19 protein-coding genes are annotated in these 24,026 nt (G+C 38.5%); all 19 read right to left on the bottom strand.

Annotation, left to right across the window (positions count from 1 at the left end; translation table 11 throughout):
- Positions 1–215: 215 nt before the first annotated feature.
- Positions 216–1,631, bottom strand: coding sequence for a hypothetical protein (locus H6G76_RS29045; RefSeq protein WP_190708828.1), 1,416 nt, complete (start codon positions 1,629–1,631; stop codon positions 216–218).
- Positions 1,628–2,638 (bottom strand): glycosyltransferase family 4 protein, encoded by a 1,011-nt coding sequence (locus H6G76_RS29040; RefSeq protein ID WP_190708826.1) that lies wholly within the window; start codon positions 2,636–2,638, stop codon positions 1,628–1,630. Before H6G76_RS29040 ends, H6G76_RS29045 begins: the two co-directional genes overlap by 4 nt.
- A 3-nt stretch (positions 2,639–2,641) precedes the next feature.
- The gene (locus tag H6G76_RS29035) at positions 2,642–3,727 is read right to left on the bottom strand and encodes a glycosyltransferase family 1 protein (RefSeq protein ID WP_190708824.1); all 1,086 of its coding nucleotides are present in this window, start codon (positions 3,725–3,727) and stop codon (positions 2,642–2,644) included.
- 107 nt (positions 3,728–3,834) lie between these two features.
- Positions 3,835–5,040 (bottom strand): glycosyltransferase family 4 protein, encoded by a 1,206-nt coding sequence (locus H6G76_RS29030; RefSeq protein WP_190708823.1) that lies wholly within the window; start codon positions 5,038–5,040, stop codon positions 3,835–3,837.
- A gap of 45 nt (positions 5,041–5,085) precedes the next feature.
- Positions 5,086–6,306 carry a glycosyltransferase family 4 protein gene (locus tag H6G76_RS29025; protein WP_242056556.1) on the bottom strand — a complete coding sequence of 407 codons (1,221 nt, stop codon included), beginning with the start codon at positions 6,304–6,306 and terminating at the stop codon, positions 5,086–5,088.
- 44 nt (positions 6,307–6,350) lie between these two features.
- Entirely contained in the window at positions 6,351–7,418 is a 1,068-nt protein-coding gene (locus tag H6G76_RS29020) for an NAD-dependent epimerase/dehydratase family protein (RefSeq protein ID WP_190708821.1), read from the bottom strand.
- A 162-nt stretch (positions 7,419–7,580) separates the two neighbouring features.
- Complete coding sequence (locus H6G76_RS29015; RefSeq protein ID WP_190708819.1) at positions 7,581–8,543, bottom strand: GDP-mannose 4,6-dehydratase; 963 nt, start codon at positions 8,541–8,543, stop codon at positions 7,581–7,583.
- Positions 8,544–8,638: 95 nt separating this feature from the next.
- On the bottom strand, positions 8,639–9,751 hold the full coding sequence (locus H6G76_RS29010; RefSeq protein WP_190708817.1) for a glycosyltransferase family 4 protein: 1,113 nt from the start codon (positions 9,749–9,751) through the stop codon (positions 8,639–8,641).
- A gap of 15 nt (positions 9,752–9,766) precedes the next feature.
- Positions 9,767–10,858, bottom strand: coding sequence for a glycosyltransferase family 4 protein (locus H6G76_RS29005; protein WP_190708815.1), 1,092 nt, complete (start codon positions 10,856–10,858; stop codon positions 9,767–9,769).
- Complete coding sequence (locus tag H6G76_RS29000; RefSeq protein WP_190708813.1) at positions 10,858–12,036, bottom strand: hypothetical protein; 1,179 nt, start codon at positions 12,034–12,036, stop codon at positions 10,858–10,860. Before H6G76_RS29000 ends, H6G76_RS29005 begins: the two co-directional genes overlap by 1 nt.
- Before the next feature lie 237 nt (positions 12,037–12,273).
- Positions 12,274–13,356 carry a dTDP-glucose 4,6-dehydratase gene (gene rfbB, locus H6G76_RS28995; protein WP_190708811.1) on the bottom strand — a complete coding sequence of 361 codons (1,083 nt, stop codon included), beginning with the start codon at positions 13,354–13,356 and terminating at the stop codon, positions 12,274–12,276.
- 31 nt (positions 13,357–13,387) lie between these two features.
- Complete coding sequence (locus H6G76_RS28990; protein WP_190708809.1) at positions 13,388–14,353, bottom strand: glycosyltransferase; 966 nt, start codon at positions 14,351–14,353, stop codon at positions 13,388–13,390.
- 120 nt (positions 14,354–14,473) lie between these two features.
- Entirely contained in the window at positions 14,474–15,703 is a 1,230-nt protein-coding gene (locus H6G76_RS28985) for a DegT/DnrJ/EryC1/StrS family aminotransferase (protein ID WP_190708807.1), read from the bottom strand.
- A gap of 105 nt (positions 15,704–15,808) precedes the next feature.
- Positions 15,809–16,759, bottom strand: a complete 951-nt coding sequence (locus H6G76_RS28980) for an aldo/keto reductase (protein WP_190708805.1) — start codon at positions 16,757–16,759, stop codon at positions 15,809–15,811.
- A complete protein-coding gene (locus H6G76_RS28975; protein WP_190708803.1) occupies positions 16,756–17,553 on the bottom strand; it encodes a TauD/TfdA family dioxygenase in 798 nt (265 codons plus the stop codon). Before H6G76_RS28975 ends, H6G76_RS28980 begins: the two co-directional genes overlap by 4 nt.
- 13 nt (positions 17,554–17,566) lie before the next feature.
- Positions 17,567–18,226, bottom strand: a complete 660-nt coding sequence (locus H6G76_RS28970) for an acetyltransferase (protein WP_190708801.1) — start codon at positions 18,224–18,226, stop codon at positions 17,567–17,569.
- Between the two features lie 36 nt (positions 18,227–18,262).
- Positions 18,263–19,558 (bottom strand): ABC transporter ATP-binding protein, encoded by a 1,296-nt coding sequence (locus tag H6G76_RS28965; RefSeq protein ID WP_190708799.1) that lies wholly within the window; start codon positions 19,556–19,558, stop codon positions 18,263–18,265.
- 132 nt (positions 19,559–19,690) lie between these two features.
- Positions 19,691–20,698 (bottom strand): hypothetical protein, encoded by a 1,008-nt coding sequence (locus tag H6G76_RS28960; protein WP_190708797.1) that lies wholly within the window; start codon positions 20,696–20,698, stop codon positions 19,691–19,693.
- Positions 20,699–20,824: 126 nt separating this feature from the next.
- A complete protein-coding gene (locus H6G76_RS28955) occupies positions 20,825–23,779 on the bottom strand; it encodes a N,N-dimethylformamidase beta subunit family domain-containing protein (protein ID WP_190708794.1) in 2,955 nt (984 codons plus the stop codon).
- Positions 23,780–24,026: the final 247 nt, after the last annotated feature.

Here is a 24,026-nt window from a genome sequence, read left to right as displayed (position 1 = left end):
TTTATATTTTTGTGAAGAGTGAGATAAATCAATATTTTTTGCTTGATTGTTAATGCACAAATTTAGCCTTGACACGCCAGTAGGGTGCGTTAAGCGTTGCTATAACGCACCGAAGGATATGGTGCGTTACGGCTAATCCTGATTTTCTTAAACTTCAAATCCTTACATAGCCGTAACACACCCTACTGTTTTCTTCCTCCACAAGCAGTTTTAAATTAAATAGAATTGCTATATGCCTCTTGTTCATAAGCCAACATCATACGCTGTTGTTGGCGGTAATTTTCTATTGCTTCTAATCGAGGTAATAAGAAAATAAAACCATTTAAGAACCAATAGTAAACTACAGCCAAAGGATGAACCACAACCTGACCTGTAAACCACAGTACATGAATTAGAAAAGCAACTAGTGCTAAATCCTTTAGAAATGGTCTAGTGAGTTGTCTATACAATGACCAAGTTGCCATTAAAAGAGCAAGACGCATTCCATACCAAAATGTAAAACCAATTATGCCAATTTCAATATTTATCTTATGGGTTTCTGCTTCAGCAGGTGGAGGTAATTTACCTTTGGGTAAGCGAAACAATCTTTGAAAAGTTTGACGAGCCGATTGAGTTGCACCTGTACCATACGAATCGAGAAAGAATTTGCCAGGTAGAGTATGAATAGATAAAGCATAAGCTATTCGATTATCACCTTTAGCGGCATCTATAACACTTCCACGAGATGAAAAAGCTTCTAGTGCTGGAGCAAAATAATGAGATAAGACGACCACTCCCAATACAGCAGGAATCGCCATTTTTTTGAGAAACTTGATAGTTGTGGAAAAATTATCGAAACTTTTAATGAATAAATAAAATACTAGGATAAAAACACTATAACCAAGGACTGCCCGCGAACCAGTCATGAAAAAATTAGCTACCATTAATAATAATTCCAAGAAAATAATCAATTTCCATATCTGATATTTTTTGTCTGGATTTGTAATATAAGTAACTAAAAAACCAAAATTCAATACTAAATATGATGTATAAATATTCGGAAAAGCAAATACGCTAGATATTCTCAGTTTACCTTCGCCAAATCCCAGTGATGCAGATGCTTCTTCTCCTCCAGGTGCAACGTTAAGCGGGCTAGTAGGAGGGCTAGAAAATTGAGCTATTCCTAAAAGACAAACTGGAATTAAACACAAAAGATAATTGCGTAAAAACTTATATAATTCTTCCTCTGAATTAAATAAATAGGGAAGCATCCACATCAAAGGAACATATAGTAAATAACGAGTCAATCCAAAAAAGCCAATAATCGGTGAACCCAAATCAGGATGGAAAGATTGAAATACTAACCATATTGTAGATAAGGCTAATAAAGTATGGATAGTATATGTATAGTTGTTTTTAAGTAGTGAGTGTTGCTTAGGAGATAAAAGATAATATTTAATATAGGCAAGAATTAAAACAAAGTCTTTTAAAAGATACATTAAATTGCTGGCTTGTGGTAAAATCCACTTTCGCAAAGCACCATCTAAAATAATTAAAAATAATGCTCCCTTAACTAACTGTTGCCAGCTTACGTTAGTGAAGACAATGAATATAACTATTAAAAAGGGTAGAGCCAAAAGTATTAAGTTCACTGCAATATTTTTTCCATAACTTGAAGATAATCTTTAGCAACGGAGTCTTTGTGATGTCTTGCTAAATGAGCTTCTCGATGTGTTTTATATATCTCAAATTTATCAGGATTGGTTAATAAATCGGCTAATACTTTTGTCAAATTTTCTACGCTTCCATTGGTAAATGTTACCCCACATGAACCAATAGCATCTTTCAAGCCTCCGTCTTGTGAACCTACAACAACACATCCACAAGCAATTCCTTCTAAAGCCACAATTCCAAACGGTTCTTGCCATTTAGATGGTACAACTAGGATTTTGTGAGCATTTAGGAGTCGAGCTAGGGCTTCTCCTCGCTGAGTTCCTACAAATTGAACCTGATTTGCAATCCCAAGGGTTTGTGCTTGTTGTTTGAGTTGAGATTCTTCTGGCCCTTGACCAATAATTGTTAGTCTGGGTTCCAATCCCTTTTGTTTAAGCAGTGCTAGTGAGTTGAGAAGTAAATCAGCACCCTTATCTGAAACTAAACGCCCAAGAAAGACTAAATCTTGATTCCGGCTAATTTCGGGTATTTCATAAAAGACATCTTCTTGGTAGGAGTTGGGAATTACTGTTGTAAAGCCAGGGAGTTGATCTGCGATCGCCTGGCTTGGTGCTATGTTAGTGGCAAAGCGCGTTATTAAATGCTTTAGTGTAGTTTGCCATGTTGGTTTAGTTCCTGGGTAACGATACCATGTCTGATGAGTAACTACCAAAGGTTTTTTTAAGAGTAAAACAGGCCAAACTGCTTTTAAACTTATACAACCGTGAAACGAAAGGTCACACCAACTGGTTAAGTTGAAAAGTTGATTAATGGTAGGACATCGAATTATCTCGAAAGGAAAATTATCAACTTCATTTGTTTGAGTTTGAGTGGCTAATTTAACCTCATGACCATGACTAACAAATTCATGGGCGAGATTTAACATAACTGTTTCTAGCCCACCAATATTTGGGTAAAAAACAGAGGAATATATAAATATTTTCATTTTTTATTTTAAAATTTCGCTATATATCTGAGCTTGCCTAGCTAAATTATGGGTTTGATACCAATTGTAGGCATTTTGTGCGATCGCTTCTCCCAGAGATAGACTCAATTGCTGACTTTGGTTATCTGCTAAAAAATAATGCTTGTTTTCTTCTAATCCATCCTGTTCTTTACCCCAAGCATAGTAGGTTGTACAAACTGGTATTACACCATGAGCGCAATAGGCAGCAAAAGTGCCTGAACGGGTTAAAAAGTCAAGAGGATAATAGAAAAAACCTACCAATGAATCTTGCAGAATTTCACTAACTTTTTCAGCCGATTGCTGCCCCAATGACACTATAGGAATAAGATTAATTTCAGATATTGGCAGTTTTATTTGTGTCCCAATATCAATAATTTCTTGAATATCTAACTCTTGACAAACGCGTTTTAGATAATTGGTTGATTGCTCATAAACTTTTAATCGATTACCAGCACCACCAAAAATAACTAGCCGTGGTTTTCGCTCAGATAGCGGTTTGATTTTTTCTGGCTCACCCACATTTGAAAATACAGGTAATATCGGAATTTGCGCGTTTTTTACTGTGTTAAATTTGTTTAGTATATTTGCATATTCAGGCTTATTAGTAATAGAGCGATCGCTCATATTTACCAAACGAGCCACAAGATACTTTTGTATTGGTTCTGTCCAAAACGCGCTACTCCAAATTGGATAACCAGTAGCGTACAATTCATGGAACATGGTCACTAAAGTACCTTTATTTGTCCTTTTTTGCCACTGTTGTAATCCATCTACCAGCCAAAAAGGACAACCGCGTGGCGCGTAACCATAGCCAACATATTGTAAAAGTATCTTAGGCGAAGATGAGGCAATTTCTTCTAAAACAGAAACTAAGGCTTTTGCAGAACGCTCGTTAACTTTATAAACTTGAAAATTATCTATTTCTGTAGCTCCATCCCAAGTAGGATCGCCTACAACAAAGCAGGTTGATATGCCAAAATTTTCACGCAATTTTTTAGCTAATATTGTTGCATAATCACTGACTCCATTAGTCACTGGAGGCATTTGTGGAACTATTTGAATAATCATCTGATATTCAATATTTTTAGAGCAATAACTAAGGTAATTAGTACATCGATAAATTATAAAACTTAAACAGTAAAAGACTTTTTACTCTGTCACCTGTCACCTGTCACCTATCCCCTTGACAAAATTTGCTTAAATAAATCTTGTAACCGTTCACGATAAAGTTTAGAAGTAAATTTTTGGGCAAATTGGGCGGCGATTTCACCTAAGCTTGCACAGTATTCTCGATTGTCGCGTAACATTAATAGTTTTTGGGCGATCGCCTCCGCATTCATAATCGGCACTCGCCAGTTCTCATCAGGAACCGGAACACCACAGTTTTCACTGACTATTACAGGTAAACCACAAGCCATTGCTTCCATTGCTACCCAGCCAAAGGTATCAATTAACGAAGGTAAAACCAGCACATCCGACTGCCAATAATATTCTCGCAATTGAGCTTTGGTCATGGTTGGCACATAATTAAACTTGCCTTCTGCTTTTTCCAAAAACTGGGTAATTTCGGAAGTTTTAGCACCAATTAAAGTTAGTTCCACACCGGAACCACATAACTCTATTGCTTGTAATAAGTAGGGAACTCCCTTACGTAAACAGAGTCCACCTACAAATAACACACGCAATACATTTGAGTTGTTCGTAATTGGTGCTGGGGGTGGATAAAAGAGATTTGTATCTGCCCACAATGTGATTTCTTCTATCTTATTGGCAGCAAACCCAGCCTCCAAAAAACTCCGCTTTTGCGGTTCAGAAATCACTAGCAAAAAATCTGCGAGTTCAAATTCCTGTAATTTTTGTTTGCGCCAAGTTGGAGTATCTATATTTTCCGGTAAAGTTATATTTAAATCTGTCGCAGCTTCAGCGATAACTCTATCCAAAAAATCTGGATGTACTTGATGGCAATCTAAAAGAGTTTTCATGCCACGCTGATGAGCTACTGCTAAACACCGCAAAGCGCAAGTTTCTACACCTACAAAAAGTTGGCTAGTGGCAGACTTTAATTTATTTGCTGCCCATTGATCAAAAAGATTGTTGGTGGCTTCCCAATCAGCTGCCCCTAGCCTTTTGCGCTGTATTTGCTTGAAATATTGCATTGCCAAAGGCCAGGGATATTCTGTAACATGACGCAAATCCAGTTCTAGACAACGACGGTTAATTAAGCGATCGCGTCCAAAAAGCAGAGAAAATAGACTGCCCCATTTACCAGGGGCATCAATTACAGAGCAGTAAAAATTGTCCAGTTCGCCTAATTCTTGAGCAGCAAGAGCAATCTGATATATCTGATGAACGCTGCTATAGGCAATACTAATTCCTGGCACGTTAGAACCTACAATGACAAATCATGGTTTCAGCTTATCCCGAACTCAGGTTACTTTTACCTCCTGCCTGCTGCCTCCCTTCACTCTGCCATAACGTTCTAATGCAGCTGCCACACCATCAGCGCAAACGCTAAAGTCCATTTCTTCGCTCAACTTACGGGATGCTTGCCGCATTTGTTGTACCCGTTCTGGTTGTTGAGCCAAAGATACTATACACTGCGTTAGTGCTTCGACATTGTGGAAGGGGTAAATCAAACCATTGACTTCTGGATGTACCATATCTCTCCATCCGAGAACTTGGTCAGATGAAATCACCGCTAAACTAGCAGAGATGCCCTCATTAATTGCACAGCCCCAAGTTTCTGAAGATGGGTGGATAAGAACATCACCTGTCCCCATATAACTAGGATATTTTGACTGCGGAATCAAACCTAAAAAGTGAATGCGCCGCCCATCGGCATGAACTTGAGCATAAGCTTCCAATTCTGGACGTAGTACACCATCGCCTAACACTAATAAAGCTGCATTAAGTTCTTTAGGGATTTGGCAAAACGCTTGTATTACATCCATTGGATAGCGATCTGGGCGATGTTTAGAAGCCATGACAAATACAACTGTATTTTCATCTAGCCCTAATTCCGCCCGGATTTGCTTCCTAAATTCTAAACGCTCTGGTGTTTGGGCATTAAACCAGTCATTATCGACGTTGTAAGGTACGTAAAAAAGGCGTTCTTCTGGAACGTGGTGATTGAGGTAAAACTCTTTGTTGTATGAGCCGATATATAAAGCGGCTGCAACCTGATTAAGAAAAACAGATAACCCCAAATCACGAACCTGATTCTTCCATTTCGCTCTAGGGAAAAAGTCTTCACTTTCTCCTCGCAAAAATAAAGGAGTTCCGGTTGCTTGGCAGGCTAAAAGTGCTAACCAACAGGTTGCATAGCCATAACCATGTACCCAAAGTGCGTCAAATTTTTCTTGGGCGATCGCTTTGTGAACTCCCAAGTTCAAAAGTGTCCAAAAACTGCCACCATCATCTGTAATTGGCGAGTGATTGTTTAAGAATACATAATCATATCCCTCTAACACTGGAATATCCCATTTCAGCGTCATTTTGAGTTGAGGATTGTAAAAGGCTTTGACTCCTCGCTCGGACATATAAATCACTTTCAAACGAAAGCGACTATCTTTAGCCAGAAATTGGAATAAAGGCGCATGATATTGAACCGGACTTTCCATTAGGATGCCGATATACGGTGTCTTCATGTTATGTCTGCTTTTAAAAGCGAAATTTGCTCAGAATTTTTTGTTTACCCAACTGACACAAGAGAGTTTGCTTTAGGCAATTGTAAGAATTGCTGCATGGTTTCTTTGAGAGAAATTTGAATTTTCCAGTTGGGATAGTCTGTTTGGAAACGAGTCAAATCGCTGATGTAACAGATGTGGTCGCCTACCCGATTCTGATCGATGTATTCAGTCTTAATAGATTTGCCAAATAATTCCTCAAAAGAAGCGATCGCTTCTAACATTGAGGTGCTGTTGTCTCTTCCACCGCCTAAATTATACACTGCGCCAGAACGCGGAGATTCGTAGAAGGCATAAAAAGCAGTGCAAACATCATAAGAATGAATATTATCTCTAACCTGCTTGCCTTTATAGCCAAAAATTCTGTACTTTCTGTCTTCACGGAAGCAACGAGCCAGATAAGCTAAGAAACCATGTAATTCTGCACCAGAATGGTTGGGGCCTGTTAAACATCCACCCCGGAAGCAGACTGTCGGCATACTAAAGTAACGTCCGTATTCTTGCACTAAAATATCAGCCGATGCTTTAGAAGCACCAAACAAGCTATGCAAGCAAGCATCAATCCGACAATTTTCACTGATACCGTTCCAATCTTCTAGGCGTGCATATTCCCAACGAGTTGCCTTTTCAATTAAAGGTAATTCATTAGGCGCATCACCATAAACTTTATTGGTACTCATAAAAATAAATGGCGATTCTGGGCAAGCTTGTCTAGTTGCTTCTAATAAATTGAGCGTGCCAACTGCATTAATATCAAAATCATCAAATGGTCTATCTTTAGCTAAATCGTGAGATGGTTGGGCAGCACAGTGAATGATGGCATCAGGACGAATTTCTTTAAATAAGTCTAAGATTTTAGCGCGATCGCGAATATCTAAATTATGATGTTCAAACTGTTCACAAGCTTGTTGTAAACGTTGCAAATTCTGAGTTGTATCCCCATCAGGGCCAAAGAAATCGCGCCGCATATTGTTGTCAATGCCATGCACTGACCAACCCTTTTGATCGAAAAAATAAACTGCCTCAGAACCAATCAGTCCAGAAGAACCAGTAACAATAACTTTACGTTTCATATTGTGTAAATTGGATTGTATTTTGTGTGAACTTTTAAACTCTAAAATCTGCAAAACAAAGCCTAGTTTAAGAAAAAAGCCATGTGGTAAAACTTAATTACCACATGGCTTTTTTCCCTGTAACCTGTTACCTATCACCTGTTACCTATCACATACCAGACTTTAGGCATAAGCTTGTTGTTTTGCTTCTATCATCATCCTGACAACATCCTTCATTTTGTATTTGGCTTGCCATCCCAGTTGTTCTTTTGCTTTGCTGGGATTACCTCTGCCTATTGCAATATCAGTAGGGCGTAATAAGCTACTATCACTAGTTGTATGATTACGCCAATCTAACCCCACACAAGCAAAAGCTTCTGCAATAAAATCTTCTAATTTTGAAGTTTCACCAGTAGCAATTACATAATCATCTGGCTGTTCTTGCTGCAACATTAAATACATCGCCTCAACATATTCAGGGGCCCAGCCCCAGTCACGCTGAACAGAAATATCGCCTAAATACAAATGCTCTTGCTTGTTTTGAGCAATACGACAAGCACCAGAAATAATTTTCTGCGTTACGAATCTTTCTGGTCGCAAAGGAGATTCATGGTTGTATAGTATACCGGAACAAGCAAACAATCCATAGGCTTCTCGATAGTTAGCTACTTCCCAAAAAGCTGTAGCTTTTGCCACTGCATAAGGACTACGAGGGCGAAATGGCGTATTTTCATCTGCTGCTTGTTCACCGGTATTACCAAAGCACTCACTAGAACCAGCGTTGTAAAGTTTAATCGGCTTACCAATAAAACGAATAGCTTCTAGTAAATTCAGAGTACCTGTAGCAATACTTTCTAGAGTTTCTACTGGTTGTTCAAAAGACAAACCTACGGAACTTTGTCCTGCAAGATTATAGACTTCATCAGGCTGAATTTTGGTCAATACTTGCAAGACACTACGAAAATCAGTTAAGGAAACGGATTCTAATTTGATTTGGTCGCGGATACCCAAGAATGCTAAATTGCGGAATGATGAGATTTGAGCATCCCGTGAAGTACCGCAGACTACATAACCTTTGTTGAGAAGTAGCTGCGCTAAGTAAGCTCCATCTTGACCTGAAACTCCGCAAATAAGTGCTTTTTTCATCTTGTTTGTCGTAACTCTAAAATATGTCTGGGAGTATTATCTTGGGTATAAATATATTCCTGGTAGATGGATTGCACGTAATTTTTAGCAATTCGTTATTTTGTTGAATTTGGATCAAAATTCTTTTTCAGCAAAAAATTAACATAATTTTCGGCCGTGGTTTCCCACGAGAAAGTACTGTAATAATCATCCATAGGCTTAGGCTTGATAATTTCGTTAGATATGTTTTGGGATGGCGGTGGGAAGGGTAACAGCATATCCTGAAAATATGGTTGTAAGTCTAGTACTCCTCCTGCCATTGTTGCAAAAATCGGCATTCCCGCCTCTAGCATTTCATTTAACACCAGTCCCCAACCTTCAACTCTGCTAGTGAATAAACCAATATTGTGGTTAGCTAACAAATCGCTAAGTTGGCTTCTCTCAAATGAAGGTAAAATTTTTACTTGTCCTGATTGAATTAGTTCAGGTGGAAAATCTTTTTCAACAGCAGTACCACATCCAGCAATTGTAAAAGTGTCTTGTGGATGTAACGCTGCTCTTTGAATTATAAAATTAACTAGTTCCTTAATTCCTTTGTGGGCAGCCCAACGCCCAATCCAGAGAAATCTAATTCCTTGTTGTGTGTTGATTTGACGATGGATACGAATTTGAGCCAGTTCTGCTTGTTCTGCTTTTGCCAGTGCATTGTTATAAGAAAATAATTTATTCCTCCACCAAGGAAACCACTTTTTCATCCATTGCAGTTCCAAACTTCCGAGGCAAAGAATATATTTAGCTCTTGCCCATCCTTGAAGCAGTAAAAATATATTAGCTAATGCAAATAGATAGCCAAATGGTAATAATATTATTTCTTTGATTTTTTGAGGATTATTTAAATTAGATGCTATGTATAAAATATCAGGCTGAACACTCCGAGCTACAACTAAACCTGAATTAGCAACCTGCTTTGTAATAAATAGAGCGTAGCAATCGATGACATCAAAAGGTTGCTGAGTTGCAAGAAAATCATCTAGCTTGTTTCGCATGAGTAAAAGACTTTGAAGAGCTTGCCACCACCTTGTTTGACCAGGCATAGGATAAGGCGACCAGAGAGTTACATCATGTCCCTGTTGCCGAAATGCCGATGCTAAATTAATCGCCATCTGACCTGCGCCAAATTCTGGTGCTAGGGGTGAGTGGGTAGCTATGAGTATACGCAGCGATCGCATGATAATCTAAGCCAATTATTTAGTACTTTTATAAATAGCTAAATGTTGCTGAACTACATTTGCCCAACTCAAAGGTGCTATCCATTCGCGGCAACTAGTTTGGTATGCTGCATACTGGCTTGGAGATAAATTCACCAAATTATTTAAAGCCTCAGCAATTGCTTCTCCCGAATTTTGCTTGACCACAAAGCCTGTACGCCCATCATCTATAAATTCGTGCATCGCGCCTGCATCTGTACAAATTACAGGAGTTCCACAAGCTTGTGATTCTAGTAATGTAAAACCCATTAATTCAGGAATAGGACTGTAGTTACCATAGCAGTCAGTGTGAACTGAGGGTAATACTGTGACTCTTGCAGTTCGGTATTCATGGAGTAATTGATTATCGTCTGCATTGTGAATGAATTCTACAGATAAGCCTTCAGCTAAGTTTTTCAGATGGTTGTAAAATTCTTGGTTGTAAACTCTCCCGACAATTTTTAGTTTGTAATCTGGACTGTTTAAGATGCGAAAAGCATCAATTAAATCATTAATACCTTTATGGGGTAGAATTCGCCCAACATACAAAATTTTGTTTTCTTTGCCGAAAGTGGCATCCGGGCAGAATTTATCTGTATCAATGCCGCCTTTGATTAAAACTGCTTTTTTTTGGAGTTCAGGGGGAATGAAGTCTAAACCGAATTTAGAATAGGCGATCGCATTTTTATAGCACTTAAACACTGGTAGCTTCTGGTTCAGTACTAAACTACCTCCCCCGCCATAATCTGTGACGAAAACTCGTTTGCCTAGTAAAAACGACGCGAGGCATCCTAAATCAGACACTAGCGTATAAATATGGTGAATATGTACTACATCAGCAGCTAAAATTGAGCTTAAATATTTAAAACTTAAAGGATTTATCTTGTTGCCATGAATTAAATGCTTAACTGGATAAATCTCAATTTTCAGTTTATTTTCTTGATAACTGTTCCGTTTATCAGAAAAACTTACAAGAGTTGTATCTACATCCTTAGCCATCCAAGTTGCTAATTCAGTAGGATAGCGTTCACCGCCACCAATCACTGATGAATTATCAAAATAAGTTGGAGTAATATGAACAGCTTTCATTATTTTTTAAAGTATCGCAATATCTTCTGAAAAATCTCATTTTTAACTGGTTCGGGAAATTTTTGAGCAATTTTAGCATTTAAATAGTCATACTTATATATTCTAAATATCTTTCTTAAAAAGCTGTCAATTTTATTTTTGTTTTTTAATTTATTTAAATACTCGTAATTCTCAAACGGGTCTAAATCTTTTAAATATGCGTCATTAGAATTAAGGTAAATATTTTTATAATATAAATATTGGATCTCTGGAGTGATTTTTTTCTGATTAGCAAAATAGCTAAAGGCATAAGGATATTTCTTGCAATCCTCATAACCACAATCGAGTAATCTATTTTTGTAATTATTTCCTATTTCTTCCCAAATACTAGTATTTTTTTCTAAAGGTAAATATCTAGACGCGATATAAGGTTGAGAAATATCCCACCCAGTGAAATGGATAAACAGTACAGGTTGATTATTAATAAAATAAATATTATCTTCTTTATAAATTGGATGTGAAATCAGACTCCAGTATCCGACATTAGCCCCCAGATGGAGTAAATATTTGATGTCCCTAAATAAAGTAGGTGCAAGGTTAAGCCATAATTGATCTACAAAAAGTAGATTCATTTCTCCTTCACCCCTTCTTTGAAAGGCGTACTGGCTTAATCTTTGCTTAAACCAGTCTATAAATTTTTTAGATTCATCTGTTCTTCTAATTCCTAAAAAACCTGCATTATAAACGCCAGAACCTAGCAGTCTTACTTCTAGCGCATCATAATTAGGATTGTTAATAGGAGCTACTAAGTGTGGATTTAATAGAATAGAAGTCGTTTCAAGTTGCTGAAATATTTCTTCAAGCGAATTATAAATTAAAATATCAGAATCTAAAAATAACCACAAATCAGCCAGATTATTTTCATAAATAAATTGATGTAAAACTCCTCGTAATGCACAGCATAACTCGAAGGCTGTATAGTAAAAACACATTCTTCGGACTGTTTGTTGATCGGGCAATTCTTCCAGTCTAATCAACTCAAAAGGTTCGTTTGCTGGCTCAAAGTAGCCGTCTATTTTATCTGCTAATAAAACGTATAGTTTGACATCAGGGTTATGTTCATGAAGTGAAGTGGCTAATGCACGAGCGTAAGCCAAATAACTTTTTGTAATAATTGTACAAACTATTTTTTTATTCATAGATATAGTTTAAGTATCAAACAGCTTGTCTGATTCCAACCACCTGTTCAAAACCTTTCAGATATTCTTATTGTATGGGCTAGTTATTTATTGATAAAATCATCGCTTTAAATTGCAAAAGTCCCTCGTATCTGATTAGATCCGAGAGACATAGATATTTTTTGATAAGATAGGAACTATCAATTAGAGCAAAAAAACTATTGCCTATTGCCTATTCCCTGCCTACTTTCTATTTTATTAAATTAATTTTGTCTGTGTTCTATCGCTGTAGTTTTGCTGAATCCAGGTTTGATATTCTTTAGATTGAATTTGCTCAACCCATGTTTTATTGCTCAAATACCATTGAATAGTCTTTAACAAACCACTTTCAAAGTTTTCTTTTGGTTGCCAACCGAAATCTCTTTGAATTTTACTGCAATCAATTGCATATCGTCGGTCGTGACCAGGACGGTCTTTGACAAAAGTAATCAGAGATGAATAACGAAAGTTTGGTTTAGGTGCTAACTCGTCAAGGATAGAACAAATTTGCTCAACAACTGCTAGGTTTGTTTGCTCGTTAATTCCACCAATGTTATAAGTTTCTCCTACCTGACTATTTTTTAGAACTAAATAGATAGCGTCACAGTGATCTTCAACATATAACCAATCACGTACATTTTGCCCATCACCATAAATTGGTAAAGGCTTACCATCCAAAGCATTGAGAATTATTAATGGAATTAGCTTTTCAGGAAACTGGCGTGGGCCGTAGTTGTTGGAGCAATTGGTTGTTAGCGTGGGTAAACCATAGGTGTGATGATAGGCTCTAACAAAATGGTCTGATGCAGCTTTTGATGCCGCATAAGGACTATTGGGTGCGTAGGGTGTATCTTCTCGAAAAGCTGGATCTGTTTTATCCAATGAGCCGTAAACTTCATCAGTTGAAATATGCAAGAAACGGAATTGCTCTTGCTTTTGTGGGGATAATTTTTTCCAGTAGTCTCTGCTAGCTTCTAAAAGTTGAAATGTGCCTAATACGTTAGTTTCAATAAAATCTTGAGGGCTGAAAATTGAGCGGTCTACATGGCTTTCAGCAGCAAAGTTAATTATTATATCTACTTGATACTCTTCTAAAAGATGGCGCAGTAATTCTATATCACCGATGTCTCCTTGTACGAACTTATATCCAGAATCGCCATCTAATTCTGATAAATTTTGGGGATTACTCGCATAGGTTAATTTATCGAGATTGATAACATTAGCCCATTGTTCTTGTCTACATTTGAGAATGAAATTAGAACCAATAAAACCAAGACCACCAGTGACCAAAAACGTCTGCATTTTGTAGACCTAACCCAATAAAAATTAATTTTTATGAAATTTGCTGTAGCTTAAAGCTTTTAAGTGTTTTGTGTAAATTTGGAAGATAGACTCTCAACAATAAAGAAGCCTTAAAGGAAAGTCTACTTAATAATTTATTGTTTAATAAGTCGTTTAATAGTAATCGCGTAATATATTTTTTAGCATTATTTCTGTCGCCATCGGCTTCGTAACATATCACCAAATCAGCATAATAATTAGATAATGCACCTCTAACTTGTTTTTTATATTTTGAGCTTAGATGTTGGCTAAGATACTGAAACATTTTAGCCAATTCTAACGAACGTTCTAAATGTTTCTTTTGAGACCAATTGCCTTGAGGATGAATTCTATACAAACTCATGGTTTCATCTATATACCCAACATTACCGTACTGGGCGTTAAAAATTTGAATTACCCAATCTAATAGAGCTACATCATAAATCCACTGGGGAAATTCATGTTTACCAACATCACGCAACATTATGGAAGCTGTTGCCATAATGTTCTTTCCTAATGACAGCAAATCTTCAAGAGTTAAAATATTATGTTTCTGCTCTGTAAACTGATGAAGACTTAATACATCTGTTCTGCCATCTTCATACAGAACTGAGGAACTATGAAAACAGACGGTACATTCAGGATGCGTATCTAAAAAATTTACTTGTTTTTGCAGTTTATGCTTAGAAGTCCAATAATCATCTCCTTCTAGAATAGCTATGTACTGACCTCGACAAGCTTGGTAGGTTTGAATGAAATTATCATGCATTCCCAGATTTTTTTCTGGCAGTAACAAGCGAATTTTATCTGGATATTTTTGTTGATAACTAATCAGAATATCTCTGGTATTATCTTTAGAGCAGTCTTCGCCAATTACAATTTCATAGTCAAAATCTACTTGCTGCATCAGCACACTATCTAGTGCCTGGGCAATAAATCGCCCATGATTATATGCAAGCATTAATACACTTACTTTCATCTGAACATAACCTAATAATTTTGCTCACGGTGAATTTAGAATACAACCTTAAAATTGTACGACAGTTGATAGTTTAGCAGTAGCGAGCCTGCGATCGCCTAAAATACAGCAGTTTTCTTTTTAACTAACTTGTACTGACTCACCAACGGGATTCAGCAGTCTTTGCTTCACTTGGTAACTATCCTGAACCACAAGCCGAATAATCTGGCAGATTTTACGGATGTCCTCAACACTAACAGCCGTACCTGTGGGTAAAACTAATACACGTTTGCTGATACTTTCAGTTTCTGGAAGCAGTAGTCCTGCATGAGGGAAGTAAGAACGATAAGGTTCCATACGATGGCATCCTGGATAAAAGTAGCGTCTAGCTAAGACATTTTCCGCCCAGAGAATTTTTACTAGTTGATCTCGACTTACTTGAATAATTTTGTCATCAATTTCTAGCACAATGTACTGATAGTTGCACTTGTCAGCCTCTTTGTAGGTTAATAATTTAATTCCTGGTGTGTCTTTAAGTTCTCGCTGATATTGCTTGTAATTGCGATAATTGACAGCCACAAATTCATCTAAACTTTCCAAACCTGTCAGACCCATTGCTGCACAAACTTCGCTCATTTTGCCGTTTGTGCCAATATAGTTAACTTTCTCAAAAGCAGCGAATCCAAAGTTTTTCATGAGGCGGATTTTAACAGCGAGTTCATCATTATTTGTGGCAACTGCTCCCCCCTCAAAGGTATTGAAAAACTTAGTCCCGTGAAAGCTGAACACCTCAGCCTCACCAAAATTACCAATCATTTGCCCTTTATAGGAACAGTTGAAAGCATGAGCCGCATCAAACATCAGTTTGAGGTTATGCTTTTGGGCAATTTCTGTGAGTGCTTCTACATTACAAGTTTGTCCCCACAAATGAACGCCGATAATTCCACTTGTGCGCGGCGTAATCATTGCTTCTACACGCCAAGGGTTGATAGTGTAATTGTGAGGATCTATATCACAAAAAACAGGAGTAATTTCTTGCCACTGTAATGCGTGAGCAGTAGCAATAAAAGTAAATGAAGGCAGAATGACTTCTCCAGTTAGTCCTGCGGCTCTAATGGCAATTTCTAGAGCAACAGTCCCATTACACATAGGAATGCAATGCTTGACTCCAAGCATCTCAGTCATACGTTGTTCCAATTCCTGAACGTAGGGGCCGTTATTAGTCAACCATCTTCTATCTAATAAATCATTAATTCTCTCAAACAAGCGATCGCGATTACCAATGTTAGGACGACCTACATGAAGCTTTTCATTAAAAGCAGGACTCGCACCGAATATTGCTAAGTCTTCCAATCGAGTTTTATTAATCATTTACTACAACCTTTGCGTTTATATTAGGTTTAATAAGTTTTCCTTTGCGCCTTTGCGACTATGCGTGAGACAAAAAATATTTATGCACGAAGTCGAATATTTCAGCTAAAATTTCCAATGCTCTGGTACATCAGGAACAGCTTGTTTTATTTTTTCAACAACATCAGCATCTAGTGCGCCTAACTCTACGGCTTGCAAGTTAGCTTTTACCTGCTCGATATTTTTCATTCCTGGGATAACGACTCCCACACCTGAATGATGTAAGACATACCGCAACGCCGAAACTGTAAGTCCTCCTGGTAATTCATCTAAAAAAGCTAACTTTCTGATACTTTCGAGAAACCAATTTCTATCTCTTTCTGGTAAATAACGCCGCCAATCGTTTTCAGCAAAATCTGGGTTTTTGTCCAGATATTTTTGGTTAAGAAAACCCGAAGCTAAAGGTACTCTAGCTATAAATTCATATTGGTTTTCTATATTGCCAAATAAATATGACTCAGCACGTCTATCCAAAACATTAAAAATTGCCTCAATTGCACTCCCAAAATTATCTTTGGCTACTTTTAATGCACCTTTAAGGCTTTTTGAGCTAACGCCATATTTTTTGATATAGCCTTTCTCAATCAGGCGGTCTATTACGGTGATATCGTAACTTTTCCACTCAAAATCATCTGGTGGGCTATGAAATAATAAAATATCAATATAATCAATTTTTAACCGTTGGAGACTTTTAGTTACAGATTCCTCAAGCCATGCAGGAGAAAAATCCTGGAAAGAATTACCTTGATTATCTTTGCGATTACCAAACTTCGTACAAATAATAAAATCTGCACTGGGATAGCTTTTAAAGGCTTTACCTAAAATTACTTCAGATTTACCTTCTCCGTAGGCATCGGCTGTATCAAAAAATCGAATACCGTTATCTAGGGCAAAGTGAACGGCATCAATAGCTGCTTGCTCGTTAATATATCCCCAGCCTTTATGCTTCCCATCTACAAGATATTCGCCCCCAAATTGCCAAGTACCAAACCCTAATTTAGAAGTGGCTGTTTTCATACTGTGCCGAATAGTTCTAAATTTTTATGTTTTCTAGAATGCAGAATTACCGAACCTTTCAGAAGAACTCTGTCGCCTTTATTGGAAGTGAAAAAGGCATTTCTTCCATGCAAGAGTCTTTCGTCATGGAAGAAGACAGCATCTCCTTTTTTTAATATAATATCTGTGTAAATTCCACTATTATGAACGCGATTTTCTAGAAACAACTGGAATCTTTCGACCAAATCCTTGGCTTCTGGGGTGTTATCTGGATCTATGGGGTAATAATTATAATTCAAGCGTAGCCCTAATTCGTCTTCTGTAATAATGGGTGTAGTTTTGCTCACGCCTTGTTTGGAAAAACATACAGGAATCGTTTTGAGGTCTTCTAATAACTGATACTCATTGTCTAATTCCAAAACTTTAATTAGCAAATCGCTATCTAAGAAAAAAGTTGCGCCTCCTACTTGCGCTTGAGATAGGCAATAAAAATAATTCACTGCATCGTGATGATTAAGATAAGAATTATCTGTGTGTAGAGGTTGTCTAGTTTTACTAGAGCGGTATTTATTTGGACGTGCAGGATCGTAGCTAATATCTATCCAACGTTGACCCGTTCTTTTTCCTGTGTCTTTATCTTCATCCATATCGATTACTAAGCCGAGACAATCACTAATTTCAGTGAAGTAATCGTGAATATCTATTTGAAAATCAAAGCCTACAAAATGAACGATTTTATATTTTTCAATGGCTTCTTGGATATCTTTTTTAGTTTGTTCAGGAGAAGTGAATTCAATTTTTTTATAAAATTCCATATAAAACCTCAAATCAGTCAATATTTCTGATTACTTTAGCGGGAACTCCATAAACTAAGACGCGATCGGGAATATCATTAACTACAACTGCACCAGCCCCAATTACCGTGCCTGCACCAATTCGCACGCTGTCTATAACTGTTGCTCCAATTCCTACCCACGTTGCACGCCCTACTGTTACTCTTCCGGCTAAATGAACACCTGGGCAAATATGGGTTCCGTCTTCAATTATGCATTCATGATCGACACTGGCACAAGTGTTAATAATCACATTCTGACCAATCTTTGCGCCAGAATTCACCACGGCTCCGGCTGCGATTACGGTTCCCGCTCCTATAGAAACATCAGCAGCAATTGTGGCGTTTGGATGGATAGCAGTTGCTAAGGAAAAACCTTTTTTCTCAACTAACTCAGACAATTTTAATCGTGCCTGACAATCTCCAAATCCGAAAATTATGTGTTCAATTCCTTGTTGTTTGCAAATATCTAACTGTTCTTGTCCCCCAAGAATTGGCAATCCGCAAAAGGTTTCTCCATGACGTTGTAAATTCACATTGTCAATGAAGCCAACAATCTCATAAATTCCTTGTAAGCGGATGATATCTGCCACTACTAAGGCGTGTCCCGAAGCACCCCAAAGCAGTAACTTTGATGTCCTAATTTTTTTTACCAAAAGTTGTATTTAATTATCTATATTTTATTTAATAATTTAAAAAGGCTGAGATGTGAATACTTTTACAGGAGCATAGTTCCATTTTAAATCGGGACGAACTACGCCTTGCCATTTGCCATACCATTTAAATTCTCTTTCAACATCCTGCACAGTAAAACTCAATAAGTTTTCATAGTTATACAGTACAAGTGAAGTATCTTGAACGACCATCATCGTAATTTGATAACTTCCATCATTCAAAAAATTCCCAGGAATATAACAAACTCCGCGAATTAATCCTGATGGGCAGGAAATCGACTTTGATATGGAATTAAAAACACAAACTCCTTCTAAGGTGTAAACGTGTAAGCTTAAATTTATCTGACTGTTATTAATAAAATTCCAATAATCAAATTCAATCCGGATAGGAGTTTTTACAGTAATTTGGTCTGTTGATTCATCAACATCGGGAACAACCTTGATTTTATGGATGCGAACTTTATCATTACCAGGAGCAGTTTCCATATCATCCCAGGTTCGCTCTAGATATTCAGAATCACTGTTGGACTCTAAATAACGAGATACGATTTGATGAGCTTCGCCATCAGCTACTAAACATCCTGACTTGAGAAGTATGGCGCGATCGCATAAACTTTTTAAGGCTGCCATGTTGTGGCTGACAAATAAAACAGTGCGCCCTTCTTTTTCCGAAACGTCACTCATTTTACCTAAGCATTTCTTTTGAAATTGGGCATCACCTACTGCCAAAACTTCATCCACAATCAAAATCTCCGGCTCTAAATGCGCCGCTACCGCAAAAGCCAATCGCACATACATCCCTGAGGAATAGCGTTTTACAGGTGTATCTAAAAACCTTTCAACTTCAGCAAAAGCGACAATCTCATCAAATTTGGACTTAATTTCTGTCTTACTCATCCCCAGAATTGCACCGTTGAGATAGATATTTTCTCGACCAGTCAATTCTGGGTGAAACCCAGTTCCCACCTCTAGGAGGCTAGCAACTCTACCTTTGAGTGAAATATAGCCTGTAGTTGGTTCAGTAATTCGGCTGAGTATTTTCAGCAGCGTTGATTTTCCTGCGCCGTTGCGACCGATAATCCCAACGCGATCGCCTTGCTGAATATCAAACGAAACATCGTTGAGCGCCCAAAACTCTTCATGATAAGGATCGTATGTTTTTTTAACAGCAGGCTTCAGGAATTTTCTACTTAGTGAACTAACTCCATTACTGATGGATTCTCGCAAAGATTTATATCTGCTATTGCCTTGCTGTTGGTGGCTCAATACATATTTTTTACTGAGATTTTCAACTCGAATTACTGGATCAGACATTAGTAATTTAGCCTCACTATAGGAATCTGGTTTGATTACTGAAAATACTTGTGTAGTCACATAACATAGTTTGGTTTATTTCCATCGACTTACTTACCTGCCTTATTTACTGTTGCCTATTGCCTATCAGTATTAGACTCGCGCAAATACGATTTTATCGACTGGGAACTTAATCACAAAAGACATAGCTCCAGTTCTCATATCCACAGTAAACAGAGAGTTGCTTCCTTCCGATTTAGGATCAGCTAGTGCAAAAAGTTGACCTGAGGATGAAAATGCTAAATCTGCTACGTCATTTTTCAAAGGTTTTTTGTCAAAATTTAATTCCACTACTTTAATAATCTTGCCTTTACCAGTAATTACTGCCCTGTTTACTAGGTCTATTTCTACTAAACTGATGCTATCTTCACCACCAACACGAGTAGCATAAATTTTGCCATTTGATGGAGATTGCTCAAGATTACTCAGTCGCTGCTGAGGGGAAATGTCTGGCAAAATTTCTCCGGTGCTAGAATCTACTTGCCCTGATTTAGGGTCAATAAATGCCAACTTAAAAGGTAAGCTACCTTCTGCAAGACTAATTACACTTAGTAGTAGCTGCTTCCCTTGTATGGTAGTAGCTAACAAACTTTCGATTGTTTGGCGTTTAGAGAGTTTGTCTTTTTTGATTTTCAAGCCTTTTTGAAGTTTCATCCCACCCTTTTTAGAAGGTTGAAGATAGATAAAACGGCTAAAATCTCCGTGTTTAGTGGCGGCTACAGCTGTAATTACAAATGTGCGATCGCCTAAAATAGTAAAATCGGTGATCCGCTCGCTAGGCTGATTTACAACTAGGGCTTTACCTACAGTCTCAGTGATTTCAAAGGCGTTACTAACACCACTGTCAGCCATTTCGCCAGTTAATAACACTTGACCAGTCGCTAAGTTGAGCGATCGCAAGATAATTCCTGGTATAGTGTTAGCGGCCTGGGCATCAACAGAGTCTTGGGTTTTACTCTTGCTGACTGAAGAAAGAGCTACACCATAAATCTGTTCTGATTGCTGGGCAAACGCCTTGAATGTGAACTTAGCACTAACCGTTGTGACAGCACTGAGGATTGCTAACTGCCCAAATCTTCGCCTTCTAATTCTCAAATTCATAACCTAAACTATTTCCGTCACCGTATTTCCCCTACACCCCACACCTTACAACGCCAGTCCGCTCAAGTCGGGAAACCCGCCCACGCGGCTGGCTCCCCTACACCCGCCCCAACAGGGCTTGGTCACTCAAGGCACAATGATGCCAGGATCGGCAAGCGCAGGTTTAGCTCCCATGTCTGCCAATATATTGACAACCATTTGCTTAACGCGAATATCTTCCCGTGGGCCGCTAACGCCGTCACTATCTAAGCCCCAGGCAAACTGCACCGAACCAGCCGAGAAGACTTTGGCACCACTAGCAGAAGTAAAGGCTACTGCTTGGGAAAGCCGTGGGTTTGTCCCAGAAGGAAAACCTTCTAGCTGCGCTTCATCAAAGTTTTGCGGCTGTATGGACTCACTCAGAGTTACCAACCCACTAGGAGATGCATTGAGATTGATGGCATCCCATTCAAAGCCAACTAAACCAATTAATTTATCCCCGTCTTTGAGGTTTGTGTTGGCATAGTAGGGATGGCTACTGTTTTTCACCACATAATCGAAGCCATCAAAAAAGAAATTTTGCCACCTACCGCCAATGTACATATTTCCTTTCAACAAACTCTCTGGTTTGTTGTTTTGGGGGCTACGGAATTTGTTGGTTGGTGCTACAGGATCGGAGGTATCTTTGTAGCAGGCCATAATCCTGTTAGCAACTCCTGTTCTGGAGTTTTCAAACCGCACTCGCCAGTAAACGCTGTTTCCTGAAAAATAACACTGATGAATGCTACTTGAAAGAAGACGATTAAACGCTTCTAGCGACCAATATTCATCATGACCAACCGACAGGAACACTTTGTGCTGTTGCAAAATTTGTGGTCTGGCATGAACATCTACATTAGTAATATAAGACACATCATACCCTTGGGATTCTAGCCAGCGTAGCATCTTGTATTCCCAAGCTAGAATAATGTTGTTATAAGGGTTACCACCAGCTAAAGTGCTATGTTGTGCGTATGGTCTGTCATAAGATACCTTAAATGCTCTTTGACCGCCGATACTCTGTTCTGGGTATAAAGAATAACCACCATTGAGGTTATATGCTTGCAAAGTATTGAAGCTAACTTGGAACAAGATGTTAGAGCCACCGCTATCATCACGAACCACAAATAACACTTGTGACTGGCTACCACTTCTTTTATCGGTTAGCTTGGCAACATACAAACCACTAGTCCAGTCACTACCAATTTGTAAGGTGTAGGAAGTTGACCAGTTTTCACATGAAACTGTCCGGGTAGAACTGTCGAAATTACAAGCTGGCTGAGTAATTCCATTGAGATTGCCACTGCTAAATATTAGTCTTCCACCTTTGCCTTGATAGTAGCCTAAGCGGTATACATCAATCGTGTAGTTTCCGGGTTGTGCGAGAGAAACTTTGATTGGCAGTGAACTACCCTTGTTGACACTATCTGCTGTTGCAAAGCCTGCAATATCAGATTGCGGAACTTGAGGAATCTTCCAATCTAGAGTGCCAGATTTTTGATTTTCCAAATAAATGGCATTAGTATTTACTGGATTAATTCGGGCAGTGAACGTGACGCTACCTATGTTAGAACCTGTTGCAGTGACAGTAGCTGTTGTACCAGGTGTCGTGCCAAGGGTGAGAATTGTGCTGGCTCGACCATTGTTATCAGTTTGCACACTAGAAGGGTTAACTGAGCCTCCGCCACTGGCGACGGCAAAGTTGACTGTAACTCCAGCCACAGCTGCACCAGCAGAATTTGTGACTTGTACTACCAAAGGTTGTAAGGTAGCACCTGCCGCAGCAGTTTGATTATCTCCACTAACTATAGTTAAGGTATTACTAGTGCTAGTACCTGCAACAAATACTACATCTCGAAAATAATTGCTGTTTTGGTAGGAATTAGTAGGGAAAGAGTTAAGATTCCCAAAGATTCCATTGTTACCATCAGCCACTGAACGCAGATCGCTATTAATGATTTGGCTGGCTAATGCGTTATTTGTGACCCCAAAATAGCTATTGCAACTGACACTGACTATATAAGTTGTATTGGCTTGGATATCCAGTGGGGTGGTAAGTGCCTGCTGTTGCCAACCCGAAGCTTTCTCATTTGCGAAAGATACAGTTGCCAGTACAGTACCTGTTGCTGACCAGATTTTACCTACATGAGTGCCAGTTTCATTGGCTGCTTTCCAATAGCGGATAGCGGTAATTCGGCCTGCTTTAGCACTTTGAAATTTCATTCCTAGTTCATAAGCTACGCCATCGCTCCATTCAAAGTTAGGTACTTGAGTTGTAAATATCGTTTGAGAGTTTGTCTGAGATTGAGTTGTGGCTGTGAATGTGACGCTACCTATGTTAGAAACTGTGGCAGTGACAGTATTTGTTGTGCCAGATGTTATGCCGAGGGTGAGAACTGTGCTGGCTCGACCATTGTTATCAGTTTGCATACTAGAGGGGTTCACAGAGCCTCCGCCACTTGTGAGTGCAAAGTTGACTGTGACTCCAGCCATAGCCGCGCCCGTAGCATTTGTGACTTGTACTACTAAAGGTTGTAAGGTAGTACCTGCTGCACCAGTTTGATTATCTCCACTGGCTATAGTCAGGCTATTACTATTGCTAACGCCAGCAACAAATACTACATCTCGAAAATAGTTACTGTTCTGAAAAGAATTAATAGGGAAAGAATTAAGATTGCCATATACTCCATTATTACCATCAGCTACTGAGCGCAAATCGCCATTGATCATTTGGCTGGCAAATGCTTTATTTGTAACTCCAAAATAGCTATTGCAACTGACGGTCACTACATAAGTTGTATTAGCTTGAATGTTCAGGGGTGTGCTGAGTGCTTGCTGTTGCCAACCCGAAGCTGTCTCATTTGTGAAAGTTACAGTTGCTAGTACAGTACCCGTTGCCGACCAGATTTTACCTACGTGAGTGCCAGTTTCATTGGCTGCTTTCCAATAGCGAATCGCGGTAATTTGACCTGCCTTGGCACTTTGGAATTTCATTCCTAATTCATAAGCTACGCCATCGCTCCATTCAAAACTAGGCACTTGGGTTGTAAACAGACTCGCCATCTTTAAACTTTTTTCAACAATATTTTAATAACTTATAGGAATTTGGGTTGATTACTGAACATACTTGTGTAGTCAGGCAATAGGCAACAGAAAAGAAATAAGGTAACAATGTACTGATTTTTTTCAAAAATCAAATATAAGTTACATATAGAACCCATTTGACATCTTAGGAAGAACCTGCAAGCCTCTTAATCATGAGCCTGATGAAGCAGAGGTTGAGTTTGGCAGTGGCACTAGCTAGAGTTCG

This window comes from Nostoc sp. FACHB-152 (genome assembly GCF_014697475.1).
Classification (GTDB): Bacteria; Cyanobacteriota; Cyanobacteriia; order Cyanobacteriales; family Nostocaceae; genus Nostoc_B.
Note: the sequence above shows the minus strand (reverse complement) of the source record. Positions and strands in the feature narration are given on the sequence as shown.

Excerpts from the sequence above, each read along its gene's own strand:
- H6G76_RS29020 (WP_190708821.1), bottom strand. The coding sequence starts at position 7,418 with ATGAAACGTAAAGTTATTGTTACTGGTTCTTCTGGACTGATTGGTTCT.
- H6G76_RS29005 (WP_190708815.1), bottom strand. The coding sequence starts at position 10,858 with ATGAAAGCTGTTCATATTACTCCAACTTATTTTGATAATTCATCAGTG.
- H6G76_RS29000 (WP_190708813.1), bottom strand. The coding sequence starts at position 12,036 with ATGAATAAAAAAATAGTTTGTACAATTATTACAAAAAGTTATTTGGCT.
- H6G76_RS29040 (WP_190708826.1), bottom strand. The coding sequence starts at position 2,638 with ATGAAAATATTTATATATTCCTCTGTTTTTTACCCAAATATTGGTGGG.
- H6G76_RS28980 (WP_190708805.1), bottom strand. The coding sequence starts at position 16,759 with ATGAAAACAGCCACTTCTAAATTAGGGTTTGGTACTTGGCAATTTGGG.
- H6G76_RS29010 (WP_190708817.1), bottom strand. The coding sequence starts at position 9,751 with ATGCGATCGCTGCGTATACTCATAGCTACCCACTCACCCCTAGCACCA.
- H6G76_RS29025 (WP_242056556.1), bottom strand. The coding sequence starts at position 6,306 with ATGAAGACACCGTATATCGGCATCCTAATGGAAAGTCCGGTTCAATAT.
- H6G76_RS29015 (WP_190708819.1), bottom strand. The coding sequence starts at position 8,543 with ATGAAAAAAGCACTTATTTGCGGAGTTTCAGGTCAAGATGGAGCTTAC.
- H6G76_RS28985 (WP_190708807.1), bottom strand. The coding sequence starts at position 15,703 with ATGATTAATAAAACTCGATTGGAAGACTTAGCAATATTCGGTGCGAGT.
- H6G76_RS28990 (WP_190708809.1), bottom strand. The coding sequence starts at position 14,353 with ATGAAAGTAAGTGTATTAATGCTTGCATATAATCATGGGCGATTTATT.
- H6G76_RS28955 (WP_190708794.1), bottom strand. The coding sequence starts at position 23,779 with ATGGCGAGTCTGTTTACAACCCAAGTGCCTAGTTTTGAATGGAGCGAT.
- H6G76_RS28965 (WP_190708799.1), bottom strand. The coding sequence starts at position 19,558 with ATGTCTGATCCAGTAATTCGAGTTGAAAATCTCAGTAAAAAATATGTA.
- H6G76_RS28975 (WP_190708803.1), bottom strand. The coding sequence starts at position 17,553 with ATGGAATTTTATAAAAAAATTGAATTCACTTCTCCTGAACAAACTAAA.
- rfbB (WP_190708811.1), bottom strand. The coding sequence starts at position 13,356 with ATGCAGACGTTTTTGGTCACTGGTGGTCTTGGTTTTATTGGTTCTAAT.
- H6G76_RS28960 (WP_190708797.1), bottom strand. The coding sequence starts at position 20,698 with ATGAATTTGAGAATTAGAAGGCGAAGATTTGGGCAGTTAGCAATCCTC.
- H6G76_RS29035 (WP_190708824.1), bottom strand. The coding sequence starts at position 3,727 with ATGATTATTCAAATAGTTCCACAAATGCCTCCAGTGACTAATGGAGTC.